The 16,312-nt window shown below is 55.8% G+C and carries 12 protein-coding genes and 1 pseudogene; 11 read left to right on the plus strand and 2 right to left on the minus strand.

What is annotated here, in order from left to right:
- The 5 genes and pseudogenes from HMPREF2981_RS10895 to HMPREF2981_RS06860 all read left to right on the plus strand — a co-directional run.
- Positions 1 to 1,089: pseudogene (locus tag HMPREF2981_RS10895) on the plus strand (hypothetical protein); the annotation flags it as partial.
- Positions 1,090 to 1,429: 340 nt separating this feature from the next.
- Positions 1,430 to 2,929 carry an amino acid permease gene (locus HMPREF2981_RS06845; RefSeq protein WP_070661885.1) on the plus strand — a complete coding sequence of 500 codons (1,500 nt, stop codon included), beginning with the start codon at positions 1,430 to 1,432 and terminating at the stop codon, positions 2,927 to 2,929.
- Positions 2,930 to 3,682: 753 nt separating this feature from the next.
- Positions 3,683 to 4,060 carry a DUF488 domain-containing protein gene (locus HMPREF2981_RS06850; protein ID WP_004005141.1) on the plus strand — a complete coding sequence of 126 codons (378 nt, stop codon included), beginning with the start codon at positions 3,683 to 3,685 and terminating at the stop codon, positions 4,058 to 4,060.
- Positions 4,061 to 4,102: 42 nt separating this feature from the next.
- Positions 4,103 to 4,579, plus strand: a complete 477-nt coding sequence (locus tag HMPREF2981_RS06855) for an NUDIX hydrolase (protein WP_013397498.1) — start codon at positions 4,103 to 4,105, stop codon at positions 4,577 to 4,579.
- 160 nt (positions 4,580 to 4,739) lie between these two features.
- The gene (locus tag HMPREF2981_RS06860; protein ID WP_004005139.1) at positions 4,740 to 5,285 is read left to right on the plus strand and encodes an LOG family protein; all 546 of its coding nucleotides are present in this window, start codon (positions 4,740 to 4,742) and stop codon (positions 5,283 to 5,285) included.
- A gap of 98 nt (positions 5,286 to 5,383) precedes the next feature.
- Here HMPREF2981_RS06860 and HMPREF2981_RS06865 read toward each other — a convergent pair whose 3' ends face one another.
- Complete coding sequence (locus HMPREF2981_RS06865; RefSeq protein WP_048754168.1) at positions 5,384 to 5,803, minus strand: hypothetical protein; 420 nt, start codon at positions 5,801 to 5,803, stop codon at positions 5,384 to 5,386.
- A gap of 36 nt (positions 5,804 to 5,839) precedes the next feature.
- Between HMPREF2981_RS06865 and HMPREF2981_RS06870 the strand changes: the two genes are divergently transcribed.
- Complete coding sequence (locus HMPREF2981_RS06870) at positions 5,840 to 6,514, plus strand: pyroglutamyl-peptidase I (RefSeq protein WP_070661887.1); 675 nt, start codon at positions 5,840 to 5,842, stop codon at positions 6,512 to 6,514.
- A gap of 109 nt (positions 6,515 to 6,623) precedes the next feature.
- Here HMPREF2981_RS06870 and pgi read toward each other — a convergent pair whose 3' ends face one another.
- Positions 6,624 to 8,294: a glucose-6-phosphate isomerase gene (gene pgi / locus HMPREF2981_RS06875; RefSeq protein ID WP_004005136.1), complete on the minus strand. Its 1,671-nt coding sequence runs from the start codon at positions 8,292 to 8,294 to the stop codon at positions 6,624 to 6,626.
- A gap of 409 nt (positions 8,295 to 8,703) precedes the next feature.
- On the opposite strand from pgi, the gene HMPREF2981_RS06880 reads away from it, so the two are divergent.
- The 5 genes from HMPREF2981_RS06880 (at position 8,704) to fdxA (ending at position 16,205) form a co-directional block, all read left to right on the plus strand.
- Positions 8,704 to 10,875, plus strand: coding sequence for an acyltransferase family protein (locus HMPREF2981_RS06880; RefSeq protein ID WP_004005135.1), 2,172 nt, complete (start codon positions 8,704 to 8,706; stop codon positions 10,873 to 10,875).
- Positions 10,876 to 11,032: 157 nt separating this feature from the next.
- Positions 11,033 to 11,929, plus strand: a complete 897-nt coding sequence (locus HMPREF2981_RS06885) for an NAD(+) diphosphatase (RefSeq protein ID WP_050749219.1) — start codon at positions 11,033 to 11,035, stop codon at positions 11,927 to 11,929.
- Positions 11,930 to 12,136: 207 nt separating this feature from the next.
- Positions 12,137 to 14,047, plus strand: coding sequence for a translational GTPase TypA (gene typA / locus HMPREF2981_RS06890; protein ID WP_004005132.1), 1,911 nt, complete (start codon positions 12,137 to 12,139; stop codon positions 14,045 to 14,047).
- 134 nt (positions 14,048 to 14,181) lie between these two features.
- Positions 14,182 to 15,561, plus strand: coding sequence for a PIG-L family deacetylase (locus HMPREF2981_RS06895; protein ID WP_037231084.1), 1,380 nt, complete (start codon positions 14,182 to 14,184; stop codon positions 15,559 to 15,561).
- 323 nt (positions 15,562 to 15,884) lie between these two features.
- Positions 15,885 to 16,205, plus strand: a complete 321-nt coding sequence (fdxA, locus tag HMPREF2981_RS06900) for a ferredoxin (RefSeq protein WP_004005129.1) — start codon at positions 15,885 to 15,887, stop codon at positions 16,203 to 16,205.
- Positions 16,206 to 16,312: the final 107 nt, after the last annotated feature.

Raw genomic sequence — 16,312 nt, forward strand, 5'->3', positions numbered from 1 at the left:
GAGCCCGGCCAGCCTGGTCAGCCTGGTACCCCCGATCCCAGCCTCCCCGATAACAACAAGGGTGGTGGCGACTGGAACATCGGTGGCGGCGGCTACTACGAAGGTGACTTCAACCTCAACGGTCACTACCAAGGTGGCTGGGACTTTGGCGCAACCGTTCCCGGCTGGGGTCAGTGGGGCAACGGCGGTGACGACTGCTTCCAAGGCGGCGGTAATTTTTTTCAGGTAACTCCTGGGGAAAATAATGCCGTAACGCCTGCACCTAACGGTCACGGCGGTCTTGGTTGGGTAGGCGATAACGCTACTCCTAACACCCCAGGTAATGCTGGAAATACGCCCGCACCTAATGGTCAGGGCGGTTTGGGTCAGACTGGTGATACCCCGCAGTCGGTAGCTCCTGACACCACTGGTCAGGGCGGTCTCGGTCAGGTTGGTGGCAACACCACCACCGAAACTGAACAGGCTACCGGAAGCGAAAGCCAGGGTGCACAGTTCGGTCAGCTGAGCGAGAGCTACACTCGCACTTCTGAAGGCGAAATCCTCCAGGAGCAGCAGCGTCATCAAGATCATGGCGGACTGGGTCTGACTGCTGATAACGATTCCGACAACGGTCGGGGTGGTTTGGGTCAGACCGGTGACAACCGGGCTCCCCAGCATCAGGGTACTGTGACCATCAGCAACGATGTCGATATTGACCTCAACGCTGGCGCGGTATCCCGCGGTAGCGAGGCCGTGAACACCAATGCTTCTGAAGATGTTAATGGTGGCGGTGCCGGTCTTGTTGGCAACGGTTCTGAGAATAACAATGGTGGCGGCGCCGGCCTCGTCGGCAATGCTCCCAATGTTAATGGCGGTGGCGCCGGCCTCGTTGGCGATAACGGCAACGGCGGTTCCGCACAGGTGAACGGCGGCGGCAACGCAGCTGTTAACCAGGCCACTCAGGCAGACAACGGTAGCTCCGCGAGCTCCCAGAAGTCAGGAAGCTTGGCACACACCGGTGTCAGTGGCGTTCTGTTCGCCGCTGGGCTGGGTCTGCTCTCCCTGATGACCGGACTTGTGGTTCTGCTGACTCGCCGCAACAAGGCCTAATTAACGACGAATTGTCGTTATAGAGGTTACAAATTCGGGGTGGGTATCTCTCTCATGAGGTATCCACCCCGTTTTTGTGCGTAAAGACGGTTATTGCCTAGATGGGGGGCAGCGCACATACAGCTTTCGAAGTGGCGTAGCACGTATGAGAGATGTAGTATTAGAGCTTGATTAGAAAAATTTAGGCATCATTAGAAATACTTCAGGATGCCGTAACGGCGTTTCTTCAGAGGATACGTACATAGGATCTTCCGGCTTAGATATTGAGGGAACACCATAAGAAAGCTGATGGCTGTGTGACACCCGCATATCTGGGAAGTTTCAGAATAGAGAGAAAACAATGGCACAAACTTCACAACAGTCTTCGCCAGCATCGGATGCGAGTGATGCTGCCGCAGATACTGATCTGAAACGCGGTCTTTCTGCACGTCATATGCAGATGATCGCCATCGGCGGCGCTATCGGCACCGGTCTGTTTGTTGCATCTGGTAAAACTATCTCTACCGCCGGGCCGGGCGGCGCTATCGTTGCTTACGGGCTGATCGGTATTATGGTGCTGTTCCTCATGCAGTCTCTGGGTGAGATGGCAGCGCATCTGCCCGTCCCAGGTTCGTTTCAAACCTACGCGACCCGTTACGTTTCATCATCCTTCGGGTTTGCCATGGGGTGGAACTACTGGTTTAACTGGGCAATCACCGTCGCGGCCGAACTCGTAGCGGTCGGGGAAGTGATGAAGTATTGGCTTCCTGAAACTCCCTCATGGGTGTGGGCGGGCATCTTCTTAGTTCTCTTGACGGGGCTTAATGCTCTTTCCGCCAAAGCCTACGGTGAGGGCGAATTCTGGCTTGCCACTATTAAGGTGGTCACCGTTATCGTGTTCTTGATCGCGGGAATCGCGATGATCTTCGGGGTTCTCGGAGGCGCATCACCGGGTACCTCAAACTGGACCACGGGCGAAGCTCCTTTTGTAGGCGGGCCCGTCGCTATTTTCTCTATCTTCATGGTCGCCGGGTTCTCCTTCCAGGGTACCGAGATGATCGGTATTGCCGCCGGAGAATCCAAGAACCCCCGTCGCGATGTGCCGCGCGCACTCACCAGCGTATTCTGGCGCATCATGCTGTTCTATATCGGTGCCATGGTGGTTATAGGATTCCTTATTCCTTACACCGATCCGAATCTGCTCACCGCAGCCGAAGGCGATATTAACATTTCTCCCTTCACCCTTATCTTTGAACGCGCTGGTATTGCCTTCGCCGCTGCAGCGATGAACGCCGTGATTCTTACCGCCGTGCTCTCTGCAGGTAACTCGGGCCTCTATGTTTCGGCACGCATGTTGTTCTCCCTCGCGCAGGAGGGCAAAGCTCCCAAGATTTTCACGAAGGTCAATAAGGGGGGCGTGCCGATGCCCGCTCTCATGGCAACTTCCGCCGTGGGAGCTGTCGGATTTATCGCCTCCGTTATTTCGCCGGATGCGGCCTACCTGTGGCTAGTCAATGTTTCGGGTCTAGCCGGTTTCATTACCTGGGTTGGTATCGCGGTGGCACACTATAGGTTCCGCCGTGCATATATGCGGCAGGGGCATAACCTTAACGACCTTCCCTATACGGCGCCCTTCTTCCCGGTGGGGCCGATTATTGCCTTCATTATGTGTCTGCTGGTGATCGGTGGGCAGAACTACGAGGCGATCCTTGCGGGAGACTGGGTGGGCGTGATGAGCTCATATATAGGCCTGCCGGTCTTTGTGGCAGTTTGGGCTATTCACGCTATCGTAACCCGCGACCGTTTGATTCCGCTGGAACAGGTGGACGTCTCGGGTCTTGAGGTTAAAACGGGCAAGTAATTTCGGCGAACGGAATTATCAATAAAAATACCGCCGGAGGAATATCGTGAGGTATTCCCCGGCGGGTTTTATTGCTATAAAATCACATTTTGATAAAGAGTTTCACGGTAAACTATTATGCGGTAGTATCATTTTTAACGGTATATATGTTTCAACTCCGTGGGTAAATATAAAGATATAATAAAGTTTGCCCGAAATGCTTTACCTCCGTGTTGTGAGCAGGGTATGTTTGTAAAGACATAGAACGTTCACTATTGTGAACCTTCTCTTATGTACGATATGAAGCTTCCTGACCTTTGGTTCGTGCATGCGTAGGTTTACGATCGGTTAAGCCTCATGTGAGCGCTCTATGAGAATACCCCGTAAGGTATCGTCGGGGATGTATAGATTCGTTTGAAGCACTCACTGTTTTCAGGGGATGTGCCCTCTGGGAAAAAGCACAGACATGAATGCTCAAGCTAGGATAAGACCCCCGTAGCGTGTTTAGGGTAGAGGCACGGCGGGGGTCTAAGCCTGCCCGTGCAGGAATTGATGTGAACGCACTAAAGCTGGGGATTTAGACGTGGCAGTATTTTCTTTTGATGATGAAAATTTTTATATATACTCCACAATAAAATTAGAAAATACTTTCGTCCGGAAAAATATCATATATATAGAGCATGTAGTCATACATCGATAATGTACATATCCTGGCGGGTCACCTATCTTAACGTTAGGTGTACCAGACAGATTCTCCGGCGTAGGATTGGCACTATGGATATAGTTATTAAGCGCATATATGAAGAGCCTTCCCCGGATGACGGATACCGGGTACTCGTTGATAGGCTTTGGCCGCGCGGAGTCTCAAAAGATAAGGCTCATCTTGATGAATGGGCGAAGGACTTAGCTCCTTCGACGGAGGCTCGCCGAGATTTTGGGCATAAACCAGAGAATTTTGAATCCTTCAAACAACGCTATCTGAACGAGCTTGACAGTAATTCAGAGGTGTACCCCGAGCTTGAGCGTATGGTTGCGGGTGCGCAGAAGCTCCAGTCCTCTCGCGTTACGCTTTTGTACGGCGCTAAGAGCCCTACCTGCAACCACGCGGTCATTCTGCGTGATTACCTCATAGACCGGCTGAAGAGCCTCTGAAATTTTGGCTGATACGCGCTGTACATAAGCTACTGTAGAAAGATGGTTGATGAACATTCAGCAATTGATACGGCACAGAGAATTGTGCATGTTTCTGCAGTGGTAATCCGCAATCACGCCGGGCACGTACTGACCGTGCGTAAAGCCGCCTCACATGGGTTTATGATGCCCGGAGGTAAACCCGATGCGGGGGAGAGCCCCTTGTATACGGCGGTGCGTGAGGTTACTGAAGAGCTGGGATTTGCACCGGATCCTGCCCAGATGGTGTACCTTGGCAAGTTTGACGCCCCCGCCCTGAACGAAAGCGGATTCGTGGTACGTGCCGAAACTTTTGAATATATGCCGCATCCGCAAGAGGAAAAGATACTTGAGCAGCTGAGCCCGCATGCCGAAATTGCTGAATTACGTTGGGTAGACCCCGCAGCGGACTATACCGATCAGGCACCTCTGAACACTGAGTGTATATTCCCGCTTATCTGCAGAATAAGTCCTGGCGAAACGCCATCGGTGCCGCTGTGAATCCGCTGAAAATATGCGCGATATGAGCGATAAGGCTTGCGCTCGGCTGCGCGGGGGCGGTAGGGTGCATAGGGATAAATCACCCGTAAAAATTTTACGTTGACGCACGCGTTCCGCGCACCGTCGCGTGTATGAACGCATCCGATGAAAGAAGCAGAACATGAGAGATAGTTTTAACCTTGCCGTGTATTGCGGAGCTACTATGGGCAATGACCCCGATTTTGCCGCCTGCGCCCGTGAGTTGGGAACCCTATGCGCAAAACGTGGCGTGGGGGTAGTTTATGGAGGCGGACGCACCGGTCTGATGGGAACCGTCGCGGGCGCGACCCTGGATGCGGGCGGCAAAGTCTACGGCGTGGTCACCCACCAGCTCGTGGAGTGGGAGGGCGTGTACCCCGGGCAGACAACCCTCGATATTGTCGATACCATGCATCAGCGTAAGATCGCCATGATTAATAAGGCCGACGCCTTCGTTGCGATGCCCGGTGGCCCCGGAACCTTGGAAGAATTTTTCGAGGTATTTAGCTGGCAATTCCTCAAGATTCACACGAAGCCTGTGGCGCTCCTGAATGTTAATGGGTACTGGGATAAGCTCGTTGAGGCGATGCAATATATGGCTAGCACTGAGCTTTTGCGCCCTTCATACCTGGAACGTTTGATTGTTGTTGACACTCCCGAAGAGCTTATGAAGGTGCTTGGGAAATAGCCCGGAAGCTCTGGAGAAACCAACTACTTACACGCCCGTGGCCTGAGCGCTGCGGGCGTTTTTGCATCACCCGTCGGTAGGGGGGGGCGTGGACGCGTCTAGTTTTTACCGCGCGCCCTGCTCAGAAGCGAAGAAAGCGGCAGAATATGCACAATAATCCATACGGGCGTGAGCGTCATCATAAGCATATAGAGAACCCGAATCAGGGACTCCATGTGAGGGTCTTCTGAGAGCATGCCCAGATAGACCGTCAACCCCAGTACCGCGCCAGTGGTGAGTGTCAAATAGAGCAATGCCCACAGCACTTCGGAGCGGCTGGCATGCCCGCGACCGAGCGTATAGAAACGGTAAAACCGCCCCACCGCCTGAAGGAACGAGGCACCTTCTAACGCCTGTGCGGGTTCACGAACAGCGGCTAGCGCCTCCTGCTCATCATCAACGCCGATTTCGCGCAGGGCATCGGGGGTATCCTGGAGAAGAAAAACGGGTTCTTCTTTGTGACGGTGTGTGCGTGCCATACCTCTAGGGTACCCGACGACGTGTAAAGGACAACGATGACAAAGACCCTTCTCATCACCTATTTCGGCCCGTTTCCCGGCGTGAGCGTGAACCCGAGCGGGGTAACAGCGCGGCAGGTGGCTGATGTACTTGCCGACGAATCTACGGTACGGGTTGTAACCCGTGAGGTTCCGGTGAGCTATGCGGGTTCTTCAGAAGCTTTAGGGGAGATGCTGACCGATATTCGCCCGGATGTGGTGCTCAGCTTGGGCGTGGCAGTCGGGCGGGATAAGGTGAGTTTTGAGAAGGTCGCCATCAACCTGGATTCTGCCGATATTGAGGATAATGACGGTGTGGTGCGTGTGGATGAGGCGATTACCCCGGATGGACGCGAAGCGTATTTTTCGACCCTGCCGGTGCGGGCAAGCTATGAGCGTTTGCGCGGTGTGGGGCTACCGGTTGAGATTTCGTACACCGCCGGAACTTATGTGTGCAACCACGTATTTTATGAGGTACACCGTATTCTGGAACGCCAGGGGCGGCGGATTCCTGCGGGGTTTGTGCATATTCCCGCCACGCAAGTCGATCATGAGCCCTCTGACGCACAGACAACGTTTACTGCACATGCCGATGCTGGGGGAGTAGAGAGCGAATCGGTGCCGACTCTGCCTGAGGCGGTGGTTGCGCGCATCGTGGTGGAGCTGGTGCGCGATACCCTCAAGGTTATGTAGGCTCATTCATGCCGTAGAACTGGGAAGACGAGTGAAAGCGGCGGTTAAAACGCGGTGCCCCCGATCAGACATTCATCGGGGGCACCGCGCATATTAGCTTAAGACACTGCTACTTGCGGTGCTTAAGGTAGTAGTCGATCAGGGATGCGGTCGAAGAATCCTGGCGTGCCAGAACCTCGCGGTCGCCTTTGATAGCGGGCACCAGATCGAGCGCCAGCTTCTTGCCGAGTTCGACGCCCCACTGGTCGAAGGAATCGATACCCCACACGATACCCTGCACAAAGGTGATGTGCTCATAGAGGGCAATCAGCTCGCCCAGCACACGCGGGGTCAGACGGGAGGCCATGATAGAGGTCGAAGGACGGTTGCCGCTGAAGATACGGGCGTTTACCACATGCTCGGCGGTACCTTCGGCACGTACCTCATCCTCGGTCTTGCCGAAGGCGAGCGCCTGAGTCTGTGCGAAGAAGTTTGCGAGGAAGAGCTCGTGCACATCCTGCTCGCCATCCTTGGTGGGGTGAGCCGGGTTGGCGAAGGCCAGGAAGTCCGCAGGGATAAGGCGGGTGCCCTGGTGGATAAGCTGGTAGAAAGCGTGCTGACCGTTGGTGCCGGGCTCGCCCCAGAAAACCTCGCCCGTGGAGTAGTCCACGAAGGAACCGTCGGCGCGCACGGATTTACCGTTGGACTCCATGGTAAGTTGCTGCAGATAGGCGGGAAAACGGTGCAGGTACTGGTCGTAGGGTAGAACCGCGTGGGTTTCGGCACCCAAGAAGTTCACGTACCATACGTTAAGCAAGCCCATGAGTACGGGCACGTTCTTTTCAAAGGGCGCAGTGCGGAAGTGCTCGTCCATGGCGTGGAAGCCCGCGAGGAATTCTTCGAATACCTTCGGGCCGAAGACGATGGCCAGCGAGGTACCGATCGCCGAGTCTACGGAGTAGCGACCGCCTACCCAGTCCCAGAAGCCGAAGGCATTTTCGGGGTCAATGCCGAAGGCAGCAACCTTATCGAGCGCGGTTGAAACGGCGATAAAGTGCTGAGCCACGGCTTCTTCTGCGGTTTTTCCCTGCAGGGCGTTCGCCTCGCCAAGCGCGGTGAGCAGCCAGTCGCGCGCCACACGAGCGTTGGTCAGGGTTTCTAGGGTGCCGAAGGTCTTCGAAGCAACGATGAACAGGGTAGTTTCGGGGTCAAGATCAGAAACTTTTTCGGCAACATCGGTCGGGTCGATATTTGAGATGAACCGTGCGGAAATCCCGGCATCGGCGTAAGGCTTAAGCGCCTCGTACACCATCACGGGACCAAGGTCAGAACCGCCAATACCAATATTCACCACGGTCTCGATGCGCTTGCCGCTCACGCCGGTCCACTCGCCCGAACGCACACGATCGGCAAAAGCGTAAATCTTGTTCAGAACGGCGTGAACATCGCTATCGACATCCTGCCCATCAACAATGAGGGCGGGGGAGTAGCCTTTGGGGCGGCGCAGCGCGGTGTGCAGAACCGCGCGGTCCTCGGTCACGTTAATGTGTTCGCCAGTGAACATAGCATCGCGGCGTTCGGCGAGGTTCACCTCTTCGGCGAGTTTGAGCAAAAGCTGCACGGTCTCTTCGGTGATGAGGTTCTTCGAGAGGTCTACGTGCAGGTCTGCGGCATCAAAACTAAATTTCTGGGCGCGGGAAGGATCCTGCTCGAACCAGGCTCGCAAATTCGGAGTGAGCGATGCTTTGTGCTGGGTTAGTGCTGACCACGCGCTGGTGGTCGTCGGGTTCGTAATAGTCATGGTTCTTATTTTCTCTCTTTCAACCCGGTGATGTCACCTTTATACAGGCGTTTACCTGAAGGTTTTGCGCGTTCTTGCGCTTTTGGTGACCACAACGTTTGGGTGCGGTGCATAATTCCCGCCAGGCATTATCCCATGAACGGCGCGCATTGGAGGGGAGATTTTACGAATCCTCAGGGTGCCCTCAAGGGTTAGCAAACCGTCCCCTAAATGTACACGAAAACGTGCGTACATTTGGGAGAATACCGGTGGTAGACTGGGGACGTCTTTATAGACCTGCCTCGGTGCATCCGGTAATGCGGGCACGAGCGATGCTGGCTTTTCGCATAGCGTGCGTGGAAATTCTCGACGGCGCAGTGCATCATGAAAACTCACTCATAACTCACACATTCACTCCAGGATATTGTTTATGCCTATAAACCCGCTGCAGGGAATTCGTGTACCCGCTGCAGAGCATACTCCGCCGTATGAATCGTTCCTAGATTCTCGCGGATTCCGCCCCGAAATTCAGGGTTTGCGCGCCTTCGCCGTGCTTCTCGTGGTGCTTTACCACGTATGGATCGGCAAAGTCTCCGGCGGTGTGGATGTTTTTCTCTTCATCTCGGCTTTCTTGCTTTCGCTCTCGTTCATGCGGAAAATCAACGAGGGCAAACCGCTGAACCTGCTGGCCTACTGGACTCATGTGTTCGCGCGCCTGTTGCCTGCCGCAGCCGTGGTGATCGTGTTGACTCTTGCGGCTTCCTTAACTATCTTGCCAGCACTGTATTGGAACGCGCGCGCTGTTGATGCCCAAGCCTCGCTGTTTTACTACCAGAATTGGAACTTGGCGAACGGTGCGGTCAATTATTTTGCTCAGGGTATAAGCGATAAATCGCCCTTCCAGCATTTCTGGTCGCTCTCGATTCAGGGACAAATTTTCCTGCTCTGGCCGATACTTTTCGCGGTGGCTGCGTTTCTCGTGCATCGGGTACGCTTCAAGCCCGTACCCGCGGCGGTAACGGTATTCGGCACTGTATTCATGACCTCGTTTGCCTTCTCAATCTGGGAGACAAAGCAGATTTCCGCCTACGCATATTTTGATACCCGCACCCGCCTGTGGGAGTTTGCGATTGGTACCCTGCTTGCGGCGATGACGCTGAAATGGAAGCCGCACCATGTGAGAACCCGCGTGGTGATGGGATGGGTGGGCGCCCTGGGACTAGTCACCTGCGGCGCTGTTTTACCGGTTGAACGAACTTTCCCTGGCTACCTGGCGCTGTGGCCCGTGCTCTCCGGCGCGCTGGTGATGATCGCCGGGCGCACCGACCATAAATTCGCGATCGACCGTCTGCTAGTCTCCACGCCGTTGCAAAGCTTGGGCAATATTTCTTACGCCCTGTACCTAGTGCACTGGCCCCTGCTCGTGCTCTACAGCGCTGCGGTTAATAAACCTCGCGTGAATTTTCTGGAAGGCACGGTGATTATCGCCGTTTCAATCGGTTTGGCATGGGTTTTGAGCACCTACATCGAGAAGCCGCTGCGCAGCCGATCCGGCGTATTTCTTGATAAAACGGTCTCAAAACTGCGCGTGACCACGATTTTCACCCCCACTCTTTGGGTGAATCAGCTCGCCTATATACTCGTGATTCTGCTGGTGATCGGAGCTCCTGTTCTGAGCGTTCGCGCCTGGGCACAGCAACGCGATATAACCGTGATCCAGAATACTGAAGAGCTGGTGAAAAATGATGAGGCAACATATCCAGGCGCCCGAGCAGTCGGCACGGACCAAATGTCGCGCGTATCAAAGCCTATTCCGCAGGATATCCCCATCTACGGCATGCTCGCTGACTGGGGAGAGGGATGCCCCGCACCCTTTACCCCCGTGCATGAATCTCTGAATACATCCTGCGCCGTCAAACAGAATGGGGACGATTCGGCACCCCTCACCATTGTTGTTGGTAGCTCGCACGCATTACAGATGACGGCTGCGTTCGAGCCTATTGCCCAGCGCACCGGCACCAATCAGATGAACCTTCTAGAGACAGGATGCCCTTACCCATTCGCAGCCCCCGAGGGCTATCTCAACGACCGTAAGAAACGCTGTATCGCGTTCTCACAGAAAGCCACGGAAGAAATTCTGCGCCTTAAGCCGACGACCGTAGTGATTATCGCAACCACGACCGACACAAGCGCTGATGCCGAGACCGCAGACCCCAACCTCGACGAAACCCTGCGCGTCTTCACTGATGCGGGCATCCAGGTGATCGGTCTGCGCGATAACCCGCGATTTGCTCAAGACATGTATGTGTGTGCGATTAGGGCTCAGGGGGATAAGAGCAGCTGTTCTGAACCCATTGAGCAGAAATATGGTGATAATCCCGCCGCACCAATTTTCGAGAAATATGCAGACCGTGGAGCCTATCTGCTCGATTTGAAGGATATCTACTGCCCGGACGGTCTATGCCGCTCGGTCATCGGCAACGTATACGTGTACGCGGATACTAACCACCTCACCAAAGCCTTCGAACATACCCTCGCAGAGACAATATATGAGCGTGCTCTCGCCGCAGGGTGGAAGCCGGAAGGTCGCTCAGGTTCATAACCCCAGAGCACCAGGCACGTGAATAGACCGCAGAGATACGCCCTCGCTTATGTCAGATGAGCGGGGGCGCATCACGTGCGCAGATTTCGGGCAGATTTTAGGCATATCAGGCCGCATAGGCGGGGGAGTGAAGGCCGCATGCGGTAGAGTGGAAACCATGAGCGTGCAGCAGAATCTTTACCTGGTTATTTCTCGACGTGGAGAAACCCTTATGAACCGTGACGGAACCGTTCATTACCTGCCTGAAGCGCCACAAAACACCATCATCGAAACCAGCCTGGAACCTAAATTTAGAAAGCCCGCCGACCGGGAAGGCGCCGATTACCATGCAGCCTACCTGGAGGATGAAGAACTGCTCGCGCTCGCGGAAGATCTCTCCCGAACTAACACGGATGCGCTCATCACCGCATCGCAGAACGGGTTCCGTTTCTACCCCGTGCACAAAGACCCCGCCGGGCGCGCCCGCTACGCCGCCGCCCTTGCCAAGCGCGACTACCTTCTTGAAATGGAGTATTCCGCGTACTCGGGAGATCCCGCGCTGATCGACGGGGAACGCCAGGTGCGGCGCACCGCATCCGGCGAGCTCGTATTCCCGCGCATCGAACCGGCGGTTATGGCGCTCGTCCTCAGCCGCGACGGCGAACGGGTGCTGTTGGCGAATAACCGGCTCTGGCACGAAAACCGCTTCGCCCTCATCGCCGGGTTCGTGGATCCCGGCGAGAACCTGGAACAGGCAGTAGCCCGCGAAGTCTATGAAGAAACCGGGCTGCAGGCTCTCAACCTTGACTACCGCATGAGCGATGTGTGGCCCTTCCCGCGCTCGCTCATGATCTGCTACCGGGTAACGGTCGATGACACCCAACCCGTGGAACATCTGGACGGAGAAATCCGGGCCGCACGCTGGTTCACCGCGCCCGAGTTGGCGCAGGCTATCACCGAATCTGAAGCTATACGCCAGAAACAAGGAGTGCCCAAACTGGAGCTTCCTGGCACGAACGCGGTCGCCCGCCGCATGTTGGACGATTGGCTGCACGAGAAAAATGCCGGGTGCTGAGTCGAAGCCGACTAAAACCTGCGCCCAAGACAAACTAGGGCAAGTGGTACACTGGATAGGTAAGCCCGAGGCAGAGGCGCGTTTTGGCGCGCCCGCACGAGAACGCTCGGGCATGCACGCACTGATATCCGCGTTGCGTATTTAAGTTCACGCATCTAACGCGGCGTGCCCCTAGTATTCCCTAGATTTAAGCGAGAAAAATTACGCATGTCTGAAAACACCGCTTCGCGCCCTGATTTGCGCAACGTGGCGATCGTGGCACACGTTGACCACGGCAAAACCACCATCGTGGATGCGATGCTCAAGCAGACCCACGCGTTCTCGGCGCACGCAGACGTCGAAGACCGCGTGATGGACTCCGGCGACCTTGAAAAGGAAAAAGGCATTACCATCCTCGCGAAGAACACCACCGTGTTCTACGATGGACCCTCCGCGAACGGTGAAACTATCACCATCAACGTGATCGATACCCCCGGACACGCCGACTTCGGCGGCGAAGTCGAACGCGGCCTTTCTATGGTCGATGGCGTGGTGCTGCTCGTGGACGCCTCTGAAGGCCCGCTGCCGCAGACCCGCTTCGTGCTGCGCAAGGCACTCGCCGCGAAGCTGCCCGTCATTTTGGTGGTGAACAAGGTGGACCGCCCGGATGCGCGCATCGACGAGGTCGTCAGCGAAACCATGGATTTGCTACTCGGCTTGGCATCGGACCTGTCCGAGGAGGTGCCCGACCTTGACCTCGACAGCGTGCTCGATGTGCCGGTCGTCTATGCTTCCGGCAAAGCCGGTGCCGCATCGCTGAACCAACCCGCCGACGGCGCCCTGCCCGATAATGACGATTTGGAACCGCTGTTTAAGACCATTATCGAGCATGTGCCCGCCCCCACCTACAACCCTGATGAGGTGCTGCAGGCGCATGTGACCAACCTTGACTCTTCGCCGTTCCTGGGCCGTCTGGCGCTCGTGCGTATCTTCAACGGCACCCTCAAGAAGGGGCAGACCGTCGCCTGGGCACGCCAAGACGGCAATATTAAAAACGTGCGTATCTCCGAGCTGCTGGCAACCAAGGCGCTCGAACGTGTTCCCGCCGAAGAAGCAGGTCCCGGCGAAATCGTGGCGGTCGCCGGTATCGAAGACATTACCATTGGTGAAACCCTGACCGACGCCGAAAACCCCAAGCCGCTGCCGCTTATTAAGGTGGACGACCCGGCGATCTCCATGACCATCGGTATTAACACCTCTCCGATGGCGGGCCGGGTCAAGGGCGCGAAGGTGACCGCACGCCAGGTCAAGGACCGTCTTGACCGCGAGCTTATCGGTAACGTCTCCATCAAGGTTCTGCCCACCCAGCGCCCGGATGCTTGGGAAGTTCAGGGCCGCGGCGAACTCGCCCTCGCTATTTTGGTGGAGCAGATGCGCCGCGAGGGCTTCGAACTGACCGTGGGTAAACCGCAGGTAGTCACCAAAACCATCGACGGCAAACTGTACGAACCGATGGAACACATGATTATTGATGTGCCCGAAGAGCACCTGGGTGCCGTAACCCAGCTGATGGCGGCACGTAAGGGGCGCATGGAGAACATGTCGAACCACGGCACCGGCTGGGTGCGCATGGAATTCGCGGTACCCGCGCGCGGCCTGATCGGCTTCCGCACCCAGTTCCTCACCGAAACCCGCGGCGCCGGTATCTCGTCGTCGTACTCGATCGACCCCGAACCCTGGGCTGGCGATATTGAGTACCGCACCAATGGCTCAATGATCGCCGACCGTGCCGGTGTGGTTACCCCTTACGCCATGATTAACCTGCAGGAACGCGGCACCTTCTTCGTGGAACCGACCTCCGAAGTATACGAGGGTATGGTCGTGGGCATGAACTCTCGTGCAGACGATATGGAAGTGAATATCACCAAGGAAAAGAAGCTGACCAATATGCGTTCCTCCACCGCAGACAGCTTCGAGAATCTGACCCCGCCCAAGAAGCTCACGCTGGAAGAATGCCTCGAATTCGCCCGCGAAGACGAATGTGTGGAGGTCACCCCCGAAGCTATTCGCATCCGCAAGGTTATTCTGGATGCGAACGAACGCGTGCGTGAATTCCGCCGCCGTGCCCGCGCCAACTAGGGCACACAAGCATAGCTAACCGCCGGGAGCAGTACAGGCGTTTGTCGTCATGACAAGCCACGATAACCGTACCGCTCCCGGTTGTGGTTTAAGATATAGAAGAACTGTTCTTTGACAGAAGGTCACCTGACACTATGCCTGAAACTTCCGCGCCGCAGTACCCCGTCCAGGGGGAACACCTGATGAAAAACGCGAAACGCGACCTACTGCCGAGCGGCTACACGCCCTCCGAGGCAGTGATGTTGTTCGTACACGCGCATCCAGACGACGAGACCACGGCAACAGGCGCAACGATGGCGTACTACGCCAAGAAGGGCGCCAAGGTGCATTTGCTGACCCTCACCCGAGGCGAAATGGGAGAAGTCATTCCGCCGAAGCTGCAACATCTTGAAGTGGGCAAACCCGGCAACAGCGACAACGGCGAGGCACTGGGGGAGTACCGAACCGTTGAGCTCAACAACGCGACGGCAAAGCTGGGTGTGCGCAAGCGTTTCTTCCTGGGAGAGGAACCCGCCACGGCGCCGGGCGCGCTCAACATCTACCGTGATTCCGGCATGGCGTGGGGCAAAGACGGTAAACCGGTGGCGAACCCGAAGGCGAGTGAAGATTCCTTGACCGCCCAGCCGATTGCCCCGCAGGCCGAGGCTATTGCTAATGCCATTCGCGATATTAAGCCTGATGTTCTGATCACCTATGACCTCGACGGTGGCTACGGGCACCCCGACCATGTGCGCACTCACCAGGCTGTGCTTGAAGCACTCAAAATCTTGGGCGATAGTAACGACCGCCCCATACTGACCTGGGGCATTGAAGGAGAATTCTCAGAACAGGATGCGCGCCAACAATGCGCTATCACCGGCTCAGTCGAGGCCAAACGTGAAGCGATGAAAGCCCACGGAACGCAGATCGTGGTCACCGGGGACACCACCTTTGAATTCTCAAACAAGGTAGAGCAGAAAATTTCGGCGGTTGAAACCTACCGCCTGCTCGACGGTAACGCACAGCGCAAAATTCCCGAAACCCCCACGCAGGCAGGCATCGTATCGCTTCTGATAACGTGCATTCTTCTGGGAACCCTCGCAGGTATTGCGGGCTCAATCTACCACGCCTGGGTCATGTATACGGGCGAAACTCCGCTTCCTGTCGGGCTCGTGTTCGGCTTCGCTACCGTATTTTTTGCATCGCTGTGGGCTTCTCTCTCGCTACGTCGCGGCGGGGCAACGGTTATCACCGGTGCCTTCGCATTCCTGGTGATATATGCGCTTGCCTTTATGCGCCCGGATTCGCCCTTCGTACTGGTAAACCCGGACTACCCGCCGATTGGTTTATACGGCACACTATGGCTTTTGGGTACGCCCGTTATCTCTCTGCTTGCCTTTTTCGTCTTTACCCGTACCAAAGAAGGAAACGCCTTCTATAACACCCCGCGGCAGGTCCATTTGCGCCATCGCAGGGCCGAAGAGAAAGCGCGCCGAGCTCAAACGCTTAATAATTCTTCGCGCACTGCACCATAAGCTGTGATGAAGCTAAAGAATGACATAGAGGCGTCACGAAAAATGTTGTGATGAATATAACTTTCAAGAGTATTTATTTTAATTTCTTGGCTTTGACTAGGGTAAATAATATTTGCTCGCAGGAAAGCCTAGCCTAAAAAATACCGGCTAAGGGTCGTATTATGGCTGTCTGCTACGACACGAAAATCTGCTTAAATGCCCTGTGCAAGCTAGACTTATACACAGACTTCCACGAGGTCATAACCCTCGTGATAACGTGCGCCGGACGACGACCCTGCAGGATTACAGGGCAGGCACACGCTGCTAGGTTTAGAAAGGCACCCATGACTTACGTAATTGCACTGCCCTGCGTAGACGTGAAAGATCGCGCCTGCGTTGAGGAATGCCCCGTTGACTGCATCTACGAGGGTGACCGCACACTGTATATCCACCCCGATGAATGCGTGGACTGCGGAGCCTGCGAACCCGTTTGCCCCGTCGAGGCTATCTACTATGAAGATGACGTACCCGAAGAATGGTCCGAATACATTACCGCCAACGCCGAATTCTTCGACGACCTCGGCTCACCCGGCGGCGCCGCAAAGATGGGACCAACCGGTAAAGACGTACCCTTCATCGCCGCCCTACCACCGCAGGGGGAGTAGCTGGCGCATTCGGCGCACCCTTACGTTGAAAACTTAAGACAGGCTAAAGCCTCCGAATCTCGCACGCTGGGAACGGGGGCTTTGCCGTATCCTCAGCACTCAAACGC

It is taken from the genome of Rothia sp. HMSC069C01 (genome assembly GCF_001814655.1).
Classification (GTDB): domain Bacteria; phylum Actinomycetota; class Actinomycetes; order Actinomycetales; family Micrococcaceae; genus Rothia; species Rothia dentocariosa.